The organism is Lichenibacterium minor, from assembly GCF_004137685.1.
Lineage (GTDB): Bacteria > Pseudomonadota > Alphaproteobacteria > Rhizobiales > Beijerinckiaceae > Lichenihabitans > Lichenihabitans minor.
In genome coordinates this window covers 221,170-233,540 of sequence record NZ_QYBB01000002.1, presented here as the reverse complement: position 1 = coordinate 233,540, position 12,371 = coordinate 221,170, and the positions used below count along the sequence as shown (strand labels likewise).

At 69.3% G+C, this 12,371-nt stretch carries 11 protein-coding genes; 4 read left to right on the top strand and 7 right to left on the bottom strand.

All coding sequences use genetic code 11. The features are described from left to right. Window positions 1–2: 2 nt before the first annotated feature. The 4 genes from fdhE to fdnG form a co-directional block, all read right to left on the bottom strand. Complete coding sequence (gene fdhE, locus D3273_RS03195; RefSeq protein ID WP_245500960.1) at window positions 3–926, bottom strand: formate dehydrogenase accessory protein FdhE; 924 nt, start codon at window positions 924–926, stop codon at window positions 3–5. Window positions 927–1,037: 111 nt separating this feature from the next. After that, window positions 1,038–1,763: a formate dehydrogenase subunit gamma gene (locus D3273_RS03190; RefSeq protein WP_129223757.1), complete on the bottom strand. Its 726-nt coding sequence runs from the start codon at window positions 1,761–1,763 to the stop codon at window positions 1,038–1,040. Between the two features lie 59 nt (window positions 1,764–1,822). Further along, complete coding sequence (gene fdxH / locus D3273_RS03185; RefSeq protein ID WP_129223429.1) at window positions 1,823–2,755, bottom strand: formate dehydrogenase subunit beta; 933 nt, start codon at window positions 2,753–2,755, stop codon at window positions 1,823–1,825. A gap of 13 nt (window positions 2,756–2,768) precedes the next feature. Continuing rightward, window positions 2,769–5,852, bottom strand: a complete 3,084-nt coding sequence (gene fdnG / locus D3273_RS03180; RefSeq protein ID WP_207210655.1) for a formate dehydrogenase-N subunit alpha — start codon at window positions 5,850–5,852, stop codon at window positions 2,769–2,771. A 667-nt stretch (window positions 5,853–6,519) separates the two neighbouring features. On the opposite strand from fdnG, the gene D3273_RS28075 reads away from it, so the two are divergent. The 3 genes from D3273_RS28075 to D3273_RS03165 all read left to right on the top strand — a co-directional run bounded on the left by D3273_RS28075 (window position 6,520) and on the right by D3273_RS03165 (window position 8,622). Continuing rightward, window positions 6,520–6,684 carry a hypothetical protein gene (locus D3273_RS28075; RefSeq protein WP_165359359.1) on the top strand — a complete coding sequence of 55 codons (165 nt, stop codon included), beginning with the start codon at window positions 6,520–6,522 and terminating at the stop codon, window positions 6,682–6,684. Between the two features lie 151 nt (window positions 6,685–6,835). Beyond that, complete coding sequence (locus tag D3273_RS03170; RefSeq protein ID WP_129223423.1) at window positions 6,836–7,786, top strand: SDR family oxidoreductase; 951 nt, start codon at window positions 6,836–6,838, stop codon at window positions 7,784–7,786. After that, complete coding sequence (locus D3273_RS03165) at window positions 7,783–8,622, top strand: NAD(P)-dependent oxidoreductase (protein ID WP_129223421.1); 840 nt, start codon at window positions 7,783–7,785, stop codon at window positions 8,620–8,622. Before D3273_RS03170 ends, D3273_RS03165 begins: the two co-directional genes overlap by 4 nt. Before the next feature lie 7 nt (window positions 8,623–8,629). On the opposite strand, the gene D3273_RS03160 is transcribed toward D3273_RS03165, so the two are convergent. Both D3273_RS03160 and D3273_RS03155 read right to left on the bottom strand, forming a co-directional pair. Then, a complete protein-coding gene (locus D3273_RS03160; protein WP_129223419.1) occupies window positions 8,630–9,664 on the bottom strand; it encodes an NADP-dependent oxidoreductase in 1,035 nt (344 codons plus the stop codon). Between the two features lie 15 nt (window positions 9,665–9,679). After that, on the bottom strand, window positions 9,680–10,123 hold the full coding sequence (locus D3273_RS03155) for a DMT family transporter (RefSeq protein WP_129223417.1): 444 nt from the start codon (window positions 10,121–10,123) through the stop codon (window positions 9,680–9,682). A 92-nt stretch (window positions 10,124–10,215) separates the two neighbouring features. Between D3273_RS03155 and D3273_RS03150 the strand changes: the two genes are divergently transcribed. After that, on the top strand, window positions 10,216–11,409 hold the full coding sequence (locus D3273_RS03150) for a pyridoxal phosphate-dependent aminotransferase (protein WP_129223415.1): 1,194 nt from the start codon (window positions 10,216–10,218) through the stop codon (window positions 11,407–11,409). 302 nt (window positions 11,410–11,711) lie between these two features. Here D3273_RS03150 and D3273_RS03145 read toward each other — a convergent pair whose 3' ends face one another. Beyond that, window positions 11,712–12,371, bottom strand: coding sequence for an NrsF family protein (locus D3273_RS03145; RefSeq protein WP_129223413.1), 660 nt, complete (start codon window positions 12,369–12,371; stop codon window positions 11,712–11,714).

The window sequence follows — 12,371 nt, the reverse complement described above, 5'->3', positions numbered from 1 at the left end:
CGTCAATAGCCCAGCAGGAACGGGTCGTAGGCGCCGCGCTTGTAGCGCGTGCCCTGCATCAGCATGTCGAGCCCGAGGCTGCCGACGTCGTCCGCCACGGCGTCGACCAGCATGTCCTTCTGCCCCTGCAGGATCTTCACGTAGCGCCCGCATTCGTCGCAGGTTTCGGCCTTCACGGTGTCGGTGCCGCCGTCGACGCCCATGTAGGTGATGCCCTTGGTCGAGTCGCAGAGCGTGCATTTGACCCGCACGACGTTCCACATCGTGGCGCACAGCGCGCAGGTGCAATAGCGGGCGCCGTCCGCCCCCATCCAGCCGACCACCGTGGACGACACCGGCGGGCCGCCGCAGCACGGGCAGGCGCCGGTGCCGACCGGGACCAGCGACGCCGGGTCCAGCGTGGCGGCCAGGCGCGCCATGTGGACCTGCAGCGCCGCGGCCGCATAGGCGTGTTCGGCCAGGCCGGTGTCCGGCCGCTCGCCGGCCAGGACGGTGCGGCTGCAGGTGTCGCGGAGCGCCCGGTCTCCCTTGATGCGGGCGAGCGCCGCGCGCGCCTCGTCGGGCTGGTCGACCGCGGCGGCCGCGTCGAACAGGGCCTCGAAGGTGGCGTCGAAGGCGGCGTCGGGCGCGATGGCGGCGCGGTCGACCGGCGGCATGGCGTTGTCGCGCGCGCGGGCCAGGGCTTCGGGGTCGGGCGGCTCGACGGGGGGCAGCAGCGGCAGGATGGCGGCCTGCGCGTCGGCGACGCCCGCCAGGAACAGCAGGAAGGGTTTCAGGTCGCTCTGCTCCGCATAGGCGCGCAGGCGCAGGCTGCGTTTCACGAACAGCGCGTCCGGATCGGGCAGCCGGGCGAAGGGCGGTGTGACGACGCCGCCGATCGCGGTCGGGTCGGCTTCGATGGATCTCGGGTCGGACATGGATGACATGTAGCTTTTCGGCGGCGACAGGCAATGTCGCGCCGACGGCCTACCCATGAAAAAGGCGCCGCGAACGGCGCCTCGATCATGTCTGCGAGATCGGCCGGAGATGCGCCCCGGTCAGAGACCGAGGTGCTTCGCCGCTTTGGTGTGCTCGACGGCGTTGGCCTGGGGAGCCGTCTTGCGGCGCAGGCCGGCGAGCTGCTTCAGCCACTTGCGATGGTGGCGGTAGGCCCAGCCGGCCGTCACGTTGCCGCGCGTCATGGCCCGCATCGTGCCCTGGATCCAGATCGACGCGTAGACATGCGTGATCCAGATCAGGATGATCGCGATGGCGGCGGCGGCGTGGAGCAGGGCGGCCCAACGCTGCGTCTCGATCGCGGTGTAGACCGCGAAATACTCCTGCCAGATGAGGACGCCGGTGCCGATCAGCGCCAGGATCAGCGCCGACATGCCCCAGAACACGAACTTCTGGCCGGCATTGTACTTGCCCATCTCGGGCAGCCGCTCCTCGTTGCCGGCCACGACGTCCTTGAACCGCATGGCCCAGGTCAGGTCGTCCCGGTTGAACAGGTTGGCGCGCCAAAGCTGGGCGAAGAACACGTAGAAGGACACGAACAGCAGGACGCCGATCCACGGATGGAGCCAGCGCGTGGTCTGCCCGCCGCCGAAGATGCCGGTCAGGAAGTACAGGTAGGGGCTGTAGAGGGCCAGGCCCGACAGCGCGAGCGCGATCAGGCTGAAGGCCACCACCCAATGGTTCAAGCGCGCCAGCGGGCCGTAGCGCTTGACCGTGGCGGGCGTGCCCTTGGTGCCGGGGGTGATGGCATCCCCCGGCTGCACCATGGTGCGGTGCTCGATGTTCCGGTTCGGATCGAGCCGGTCCGTGTCGCGGAGAGCCTCGCTCATGCGTCCTTCCCGGTCAGCGCTTCACCCTCTTCCTCGTCGTGCTTCGTGACCTTGTTCTGGCCGGCGAAGACGGCGTGGGCGGCGCTGGCGACGGCGGCGAAGCCGATCAGCGCCAGACCGGCGAACTTGCCGGCGCCCTTCCAGGCCTGGACCAGGCTGGAAATCTTCGGGTCGTCCGGAAGGTCGTTGTAGATGTGCGGTTTGTCGGCGTGCTGCAGCACGTACATGACATGCGTGCCGCCCACCCCCGGCGGGTCGTAGAGGCCCGCGTTCTTGTAGCCGCGCGAGTTCAGATCCTTCACGCGGTCGGCCGCCTCGGCCTTCATCTCGTCCTTGGTGCCGAACGAGATGGCATGCGTCGGGCAGGCCTTGGCGCAGGCCGGCCCCTGGCCCACCGCCACGCGGTCGGAACACAGCGTGCACTTGTACGCCTTGTGATCCGTCTGCGAGATCCGGGGGATGTTGAAGGGGCAGCCCTTCACGCAGTAGCCGCAGCCGATGCAGTTGTCGTGGACGAAGTCCACGATGCCGTTCGAGTATTGCACGATGGCGCCGGGGGCCGGGCAGGCCTTGAGGCAGCCCGGGTCGGAGCAATGCATGCAGCCGTCCTTGCGGATCAGCCACTCGAGCTTATCCGTCTCCGGGTTGGTCCATTCGTTGAACCGCATCAGAGTGAACATGTTGGGCGTCAGATCGTGGGGGTTCATGTAGGTCCCCTGGAACGACTCCATCTCGGGATGGGTGTCGTTCCACTCGATGCACGCCGACTGGCAGGCCTTGCAGCCGATGCATTTCGAGATGTCGATCAGCTTGGCGACCTCGGTCAGCCTCCGTGCCGGCTCCGGCACGGAAGAGGCCGACCTCTTGATGAGGTCCTTCTCGGAGAAGCCCGGGACGGGCTGACCGACGGGGACGTTAGGCATGAACATGGTCTAGCTCCCCTTACGAGACGGCGGGCGGCGTTGTGGGCTCGATGTTGACCAGGAAGGCCTTGAACTCCGGCGTGTCGGAATTCGCGTCTCCCACGACGGGGGTCAGCGAGTTCGGCCCCCATCCCTTCACGGCGGCACCCATGAAGCCCCAGTGGAGCGGGATGCCGACCACGTGGACCGCCTTGCCGTCGCAGATCAGCGGCTGGATGCGCTTCGTGACGTAGGCCTTGGCCTTCACCTCGCCGCGCTTCGACCAGACCCGCACCCAGCCGTTGTTCTGGATGCTCTTCTCGGCCGCCAACTCGTGGCTGATCTCCACGAAGAACTCGGGCTGAAGCACCGAATTCACCCGGTTGTGCTTCGTCCAGTAGTGGAAGTGCTCCGTCAACCGATACGAGGTCGCCGCGTAGGGGAACTCGCTCGCGTCGCCGAAGGAGGCCACGTCCGCCTGGAAGATGCGCGCCACGGGGTTGCCGCGGATCGCCGGGTTGATGACGTTCTTCACCGGCGACTCGAAGGGCTCGTAATGGACCGGGAACGGGCCGTCACGGAGCAGGGCGCGGGTGAAGAGGCGGGCGGTGCCCTCCTGGTTGAGGATGAAGGGCTGCACCTTGCCGGGCTGCGCGTCCGGCGCGATGTCGGGCACGTCGTTGCCGACCCACTTCGACCCGTTCCATTCGATCAGCTTGCGGCTGGGATCCCACGGCTTGCCCTGCATGTCGCAGGAAGCCGCGTTGTAGAGCACGCGACGGTTCACCGGCCACGCGAACGTCCAGTTCAGGAACGTCCCCATGTTGCCCGGATCCGCGTTGTCGCGGCGCGCCATGTTGTTGCCGTTCTCGTTCCACTGGCCCGAATAGATCCAGCAGCCCGAGGAGGTGGAGCCGTCGTTCTTCAGCTGGCTGAAGTTGACCAGCAGCTTGCCCTTGCCGGCGACGAGCTTCGTCGGATCCTTGGCGTCGAACTGATCCGCGAGCGCGTATCCGTTGACCTCCTTGGCGAGCTCCTCCGGGGTGGGCTCCTCGGCGTCGGCGTAGTTCCAGGTCAGGTTGACGATCGGGTCCGGGTAGGCGCCGCCCTCGGCCTGGTAGAGCTTCTTCACGCGCAGGAAGATCTGCGCCATGATCCAGGTGTCGTGCTTGCAATCGCCCGGAGCCGAACCGCCGGCCCAATGCCACTGCAGCCACCGGCCGGAGTTGGCGAGCGAGCCTTCCTCCTCGGCGAAGCAGGTGGTCGGGAGTTGGAACACTTGGGTCTTGATGTCGGCGGACTTCACATCGTTGTAGATGCCGAAGTTCCGCCAGAAGTTGGACGTCTCGGTGTCGAGCGGGTCCATCGTCACGAGGTACTTCAGCTTCGACAGGGCCGCCGTCGTCTTCGCCCGGTTGGGGATCGACAGGATCGGGTTGAAGCCCTGGCAGAAGTAGCCGTTGACCTTGCCCTCGTTCATCATCTCCATCATGCGGAGGATGTCGTAGGCCGGCACGTCGAGCTTGGGCAGGTAGTCGTAGCCCCAGTCGTTGTCCTTCGTGGCGTGGTCGCCCCACATGCTCTTCTGGAACGATACGAAGAACTTGTCGTAGTTGCGCCAGTAGCTGGTCTGGTCGGCGCGCAGCGGCTTGAACTGGCGGGTCGCCAGGTAGTCGCCGATGGCCTTCTCCTTCTCGGTCGGGATCGACAGGTATCCCGGGATCAGGTTGGACATCAGGCCGAGGTCGGTCAGGCCCTGGATGTTGGAATGGCCGCGCAGGGCGTTCATGCCACCGCCCGCAATGCCGATGTTGCCCAGCAGCAGCTGGAGCATCGCCATGGTGCGGATGTTCTGCGCGCCCTTGGAATGCTGCGTCCAGCCGAGGGCGTACATCGACGTCATCGCCTTGTCGGGCGCCGACGTGGCCGCGATCATCTCGCAGATGTGGAGGTACTTGTCCTTCGGCGTGCCGCAGATGCGCTCGACCAGCTCGGGCGTGTACTGCTCGACGTGGTCCTTCAGGAGCTGCCACACCGTGCGCGGATGCTGCAACGTCATGTCGGACTGCACGAACCCGTCCGCGCCCAACTGGTAATCCCAGGAGGAACGGTCGTAGTCGCGCTTCATCTCGTCGTAGCCGGTGAACAGGCCGTCCTTATAGGAGAAGCCGTCCTTCACGAGGTACGAGATGTTAGTGTAGTTCTTGGCGTATTCCCACTGGATCTTGTCGTTGGCGATGCAGTAGCGGATCACCCCGAGCAGGAAGGCGATGTCGGTGCCCTGACGGATCGGGGCATAGTAATCCGAAACGGCGGCCGTGCGCGTGTAGCGCGGGTCGACGACGATCAGCTTAGCGCCGCGGTGGGCCTTGGCCTCGACCAGCCATTTGAAGCCGCACGGGTGCGCTTCGGCCGCGTTGCCGCCCATCACGATCGCGAGATCGGTGTTCTTGATATCAGTCCACGGCTGCGTCATCGCTCCGCGGCCAAACGTCGGGCCCAAACTGGACACCGTCGGGCCGTGTCAAACACGCGCCTGGTTGTCGAACCCCAGGATGCCCATGGAGCGGACAGCCTTGTAGGTCAGGAACGCGGTCTCGTTCGTGGTCGCCGAGGCGCCCAGGAACCCCACCGTGGTCCAGCGGTTGACGGCCGTGCCGTCCTTGTTCTTCGCGATGAAGTTGGCGTCGCGGTCGTCCTTCATCAGGCGCGCGATGCGGTCCAGCGCATGGTCCCAGGACACTTCCGTCCATTCGTCGGAGCCGGGCTCGCGGACGCGGGGGACGGTGATGCGGGTCTTGGAGGTGACGAAGTCGTGGAGCGCGGCACCCTTCGGGCACAGCGTGCCGCGGTTCGTCGGGTGGTCGATGTCACCCTCGATGTGGGTGATGTCGGCGCGCTCGCCCTTCTTCAGGTCGCCCTTGGAATACATGATGATGCCGCAGGCCACCGAGCAGTAGGGGCAGGTGTTGCGGGTTTCCGTGGTGTTGGCGAGTTTGTAGGGCCTGATGGCCGCGGCCTGGGCCGCCTCCACGCCGGCGAACCCGAAGGCCCCCAGCGATGTCCCCGCCGCACCCACGCCGGCCATCTTCAGAAAATGGCGCCGTGAGAGCTCCATGTTCATAGGTGCCCTCCCTTCCTCAGACTTCGCGTCATACACGCTCGCGTGAGATCATATCGTTTAGAACGATTATCATTGTCACAACCATGCGACATGGTCGCCTGCCGTGTCAAACGAGTGCCCGTGTGATGCGGAGCGTCGTCCTTCGCGTCAAGCGGGAATCTGGAACGGTTCCGATCCGGCCGGACGGGCGCCGATCGCCCCCGCGAACCCAACGTCGTCGGGGAGCGCCCCGCCCGGTGCCCCAAGATGGAATGGACGGCCCGACGCCGGACGATTTCCACCGGGCGGCGTGGCCGCGGTGCGGGCCGCGGCTGACCGGGGCGGGCCCGACCGCGACATCCGGTGCGGCAGGGGCGATGCATGCAACACTGCCATGCTTCGACGCACGGGGCCGCTCCGCGCTACCCGCGAACCGCCCGGCGCCGCCACGAGCCTCGCGGAACGGCAGGATGCCGCTTCGAGCATCGTCGACGCCTGCCATGCGCCCTCGACATGCCTCATGCGGCTTATGATGAAGAAACTCTGAATTTCGCCATGCAGGTTCCGCCGAGCTGCACTGCACTTCGGCGTGTTGCACTGCACCATAGGCAGCGCTATCTCGACGTCATCGGCATCAAGACCGATCCGGGAGGTTTGATCCATCAACCCGTTTGAGGGAAATCGAACCATGTTCAACAAACTCTTTGCCCTGGCGCAGGATCGCCTCGACAAGAACCGCCGTTACCGCCAGCTCATCGCCGAGATCGACACCCTGTCGAACTCCGACCTCGTCGAGATGGGCGCCTTCCAGTCCGACCTCTATGCGGCCGCCCACAGGCAGGTCTACGGCTGACGCCGTTCCGCCCACGGGTGACCGCGTCGCGGCACCCGGGCGGACACGATAGGCCTCGATCCGGCCGCGCGTGCGGCCCGCCGGGTGCCCGCTCGGCCTTGAGAAGCCCGCACTCCGCCCCACTTCCCCGATGACCGAGGGGGCATGGACGATGGCGCGACGCGGCTGGACGATCGACGACGCGCCGCGGCTCGACGGGCGGCGCGCGGTCGTCACCGGCGCTTCGGGCGGCCTCGGCTTCGAAACGGCGTTGGGTTTGGCGCGACGCGGCGCCGCCGTGGTCCTGGCGGCCCGCAACCCCGGCAAGGCCGAGGCGGCCCGCCGCCGCATCGCCGCGGCCGTGCCGCAGGCCGAGTTGCGCTTCGCCCCCCTCGACCTCGCCGACCTGTCGTCCGTGACGGGCTTCGCCGAAGTCCTCGTGGCGGACGGCGCCGCCGTCGACATCCTGGTCAACAACGCCGGCGTCATGGCCTATCCGACGCGCCGCACGACGCGGGACGGCCATGAAGAGCAGTTCGGCACCAACTACCTCGGCCATTTCGCCCTGACGGCCCGTCTCATGCCGGCGCTGCTGCGCGCCGGACGCGGGGCGCGCGTGGTGAGCCTCGCCAGCCTCGCCCATGTCCAGGGCCGCATCGCCCTCGACGACCTGCAGGGGGAGCGGCATTACGATCCCTGGACGGCCTACCGCCAAAGCAAGCTCGCCATGCTGATCTTCGCCCGCGCGCTCCAGGCCCGCGCCGACGCGGCCGGCTGGCCGATCCGCTCCGTCGCGGCGCATCCCGGCTGGGCCGTCACCGACATCATCACCAACGGCCCCGCGGAAGGGCGCGGCGGGGTGAAGCCCGCCCTGATGAACCTCGCCTTCCGCCTGCTCGGGCAATCGGCGGCTGACGGCGCCCTGCCGATCCTGTACGCCGCGACGGCGCCCGACGCCGCGGCGGGCGGCTATTACGGCCCGACGGGGCGGGGCGAGCGTACCGGGCCCGTCGGGCCGTCGCGCGTCATGCCCCAGGCGCGGGATGACGCGACCGCGCGGGCGCTGTGGGAAGCCTCCGAACGATCGACGGGGGCGCGGTTCGAGACGGAGACGAGGGCATGACCACGATCGCGATCCTGGCGGCGGGCGCCATGGGGGCCGGCATGGGCCTGCGCCTGGCGGAGGGCGGCGCCACCGTCCTGACCAACCTCGACGGGCGGGGCGCCGGGAGCCGGGCCCGCGCCGCGGAGGCCGGCATGAGGGACGTGCCGCTCGACGACCTCGCGGGCGCCGACATGATCCTGTCCATCGTGCCGCCGGGCTCCGCGGTCGCGCTCGCCGAACGGCTCGCGCCGTCGCTGCGGGCGGGCGCGCGAAAGCCTGCCTTCGTCGACCTCAACGCCATCAGCCCCGCCACGGCCGAGCGCGTGCGCGCCGCCCTCGACGGCACCGGCTGCCCCGTCGTCGACGGCTGCATCATCGGGGCGCCGCCGAAGCGCGCAGGGGTGAGCCCGGCCGTCTACGTCAGCGGCGACCCCGCGGGCCTGACGGCGCCGCTCGGCCGCCATGGGCTGGACCTGAAGCCCATGGACGCGCCCTTCGGCGCCGCTTCGGGGCTGAAGCTCGTCTACGCCATGTGCACCAAGGGCGTCACCGCGCTGGCGGCGGGCATGTTCCTCGGCGCGGAACGCCGGGGCGCGGGCGAAGCGCTGCGGGCGGAGCTCGACCGCAGCCAGCCGGAACTCGTCGCCCGCTTCGGCAAGGCCATGCCGGACATGCTGCCCAAGGCCTACCGCTGGGTGGCGGAGATGCGCGAGGTCGCGGCCTTCCTCGGGCCGGACGACCCCGCCGCGATGATGTTCGAGGGCGCGGCGCGGATCTACGAACGGCTCGCCGCCGACGCGGAAGGGTCGGGCGAGCTCGGGCGGGCGCTCCTCGGGGCGGCCGCGCGGGGGTAGGCGGCGCTCAGTCCGGCGCGCCCGGCGCCACCTTCACCACCACCTTGCCGAGGTTGCGGCCGGCCAGCATGTCGACCAGCGCGGCCGGGGCCCGCTCGATCCCCTCGACGCGGTGTTCCAGGGTCCGCATCGAGCCGTCCGCCACCCAGGTGCCGACCTCGCGGCGGAACTCCCCCGCCCGATGGGCGAAGTCCCACACGATGAAGCCGCGGATCTCGATGCGCCGGCTCAGCACGGCCCGCATCACGTCCGGCACGCGGTTCGGCCCGGCGGGCAGGGCCGTGGCGTTGTATTGCGACACCAGCCCGCAGACCGGCACGCGCGAAAAGTCGTTGAGCAGCGGCAGCACCGCGTCCCACACGGCGCCGCCGACGTTCTCGAAATACACGTCGATCCCGTTCGGGCAGGCCGCCTTCAGCCGAGCGGGGAAGTCCGGCGCGCGGTGGTCGACGGCGGCGTCGAAGCCGAAATGCTCGACGAGCAGCCGGCACTTCTCGGCCCCGCCCGCGATGCCCACGGCGCGGCAGCCGCGCTTCCTGGCGATCTGCCCGACGGCGGAGCCGACGGGGCCGGTGGCGGCCGCCACCACCACGGTTTCGCCCGCCTTCGGCCGGCCGATCTCGGCCAGGCCCGCATAGGCGGTCAACCCCGGCATGCCGAGCACGCCCAGCGCCGCCGTGAGGGGCGCCGGCGCCGGGTCGAGGCGGATCAGGCCGGTGCCGTCGGACAGCGCCGCCGTGCACCAGCCCGATCCCGCCAGCACCAGCGTGCCCGGCGCGAATCCGGGATGCCGCGATGACTCGACGCGGCACACGGCCTGCCCGGCCATCACGTCGCCGATCCCGACGGGCTCGACGTAGGACCGGGCGGCGCTCATCCGGCCGCGCATGTAGGGGTCGAGCGACAGCCACAGCACTTCGAGCCTGAGCTGGCCGTCCTCCGGGTCGGGGCAGGGGCGGTGGACGATCTCGAAGTCGTCGGGGCGCGGCTCGCCCTCGGGGCGGCGGCGGAGCAGGACCGCGGTGGAAGGAAGCGGGGCCATGGGATCGTGTCTCCGTCAGAACAGCGCCACCAGCAGGACGCCGAGGCTCATCAGCGCGCCGCCGGCGATGCGCCACGCGTTCAGCTCATGCACCTTGAAGCCGACGAGGCCGTAATTGTCGATGAGCAGCGAGGTGACGGTGCCGGTCACCACGATGATGCCGAGGAACGGGCCGGCGCCGATGGAGGCGGCGACGAAGAGCTGGCTCATCAGCAGCACCGCCGACAGAAGGCCGCCGATCCAGCCCCACCACGGCACGGCGCCGAAGGCGGAAGCGGACGGCCAGGCGAGCCGCCCGGATGCGAGCCCCGCGGCGGCCAGCCCGAGGGCGCTCACCCCGACGATCAGCAGGGCCGCCAGGAAGGGCTGATGCAGGGTCTTGGCGAAGGTCGAGTTCGTGCCGGCCTGGAAGGCGTTGGCGATGCCGGCCACGAGGGCGAAGGCGTAGAGAAGGATCATGAGGGGGCCCCGAAGGAGGTCGGCGCCGCCCACGCCGTCCTCCTATACGCGCGGCACCTATGGTAAGCCCCGCCGCACGGGGGAAACACGCCATGCTCAGAACCATCGCCGCCTTCGACCGCATGGGCGAGGAGAACGCCTTCGCGGTCCTGGCCCGCGCCACCGAACTCGCCCGCCAGGGGCGCGACGTGATCAACCTCGGCATCGGCCAGCCCGATTTTGCCACGCCGGGGAACGTCGTCGAGGCCGCCGTGAAGGCGCTGCGCGACGGCCACCACGGCTACACGCCCGCGACCGGCATCCTGCCGCTGCGCGAAGGCCTGTCGGCCGACCTCCACCGCCGCTTCGGCGTCGACGTGTCGCCGGACAACGTCGTCGTGGTGCCGGGCGGCAAGGTGACGATGTTCGCCGCGATCCTGATGTTCGGCGAGCCCGGCGCCGAGATCGTGTATCCCGACCCCGGCTTCCCCATCTACCGCTCGATGATCGAGTTCACCGGCGCCACGCCGGTGCCGCTGCCCGTGCGCGAGGAGAACGGCTTCGCCTTCTCGGCCGCGGAAGCGCTGTCGCTGATCGGCGAGCGGACGCGCCTCGTCATCCTCAACTCGCCCGCCAACCCGACGGGCGGCGTGACGCCGAAGGCCGAGATCGACGCCCTGGTGGCGGGGCTGGAACGCTTCCCCCACGTCGCGGTCCTGTCCGACGAGATCTACGGCCAGATGTGCTACGACGGCCTCGCCCACACGAGCCTGCTCGCCTATCCGTCGATCCGCGACCGGCTGATCATGCTCGACGGATGGTCCAAGACCTACGCCATGACGGGGTGGCGCATGGGATACGCGGTGTGGCCGGACGCGCTGGTCGACAAGATCCGCAAGCTCGCCGTCAACTGCTGGTCCTGCGTCAACGCCCCGGCGCAATGGGCGGGCCTGGAAGCGCTGGCCGGCCCGCAGGACGCCGTCCACGCCATGGTGGCGGAGTTCGACCGCCGCCGCGCCGTCGTGGTCGCGGGGCTGAACGCGCTGCCCGGCGTCAGGACCGCGACGCCCAAGGGCGCCTTCTACGCCTTTCCCAACATCGCCGGCACGGGCTGGCTGGCGAAGCCGCTGGCGTCGGCGCTGCTGGAGGAGGCCGGCGTCGCCACCATCGGCGGCCCGGACTTCGGGGTCCACGGGGAAGGCTACATCCGCCTGAGCTACGCCAACTCGGTCGACAACATCGAGCGGGCGCTGGCCCGCATGAGCCGTTTCCTGTCGGAGCGGACCCCCGATCGGCGTGACGGTTAATAAATCGTCAACTCACCGACAAATTCTCGTCACATGCCACTTGTGCATGCGCGGCTTCCGTGGTTTAGACCGGTCCCAAGAAAAAAGGCCACCCCGAAGGGCGGCCCAAGTCTAGGGAGGAAACGCCCAAGAAGGGCATGCAGCGCGAACGCTGCAAAGCCTTTCTATGGTGCGGCGCACAAAAGCGCAAGCGCTTTCCGGCCACTCGTTGTGGCGCGGCAACATGGCTACCCTGCGCGCGCCGCGTGCCTCCGCGTCGGCCAGGCGCATCTTCCCCCTATCATCGTCGATCTGCGGGCGCGTCACCTCACCGGTGCGGTCGAGCGCCAGGCGAAGAGCTGGTTGGCGATGATCACCAGCAGCACCGCCACGAGATGGGCGAGCAGGTCCGTCGCCGACGCGTCGTAGGGGTGGTCGAAGTTCAGCAGCGTGGCGGAGGCCGCCGCGACGGCGAGCCCGGACACCAGCGCGGTGATGTTGGGCCTGAGCGGGCAGGCCCGGCGCACCATCACCATCATGACCGTCATCAGCGGCACCGACATCATCAGGATGTGGGTGAGGCAGTGGCCCGCCTCGCCGACGGGCCCCAGGGCCGAAGGGCTCGGCGCGCCCCAGGTGCGCAGGCAGCCGAGGCCGCTGGCCCAGGCCCACAGGATCAGCGTCGGCATGGGCAGCAGGGCCCAACGCGGGCTGCGCCCCGGCACGCTGAGCTCGAAGGCCGCCAGGGCCGCCAGCATCGCCGTCGCGGTGGAGCCCGCCACGGCCAGCCACATGTCGGGCGCGGCGGCGAGGCGGTCGCGCAGGGCGGGCAGGTCGCAGAAGACCGACAGGGCCGCCGCCATCGCGGCCATGAGGCCGATCCACGCCGCGGCCCGGACCGGGGGCGCCGGGAGGCGCCGCACGGGGCGCAGGTCCGCCGAAAGGTGCGCCACCACGGAATCGAGCGTGCGTTCCCTGGCCAT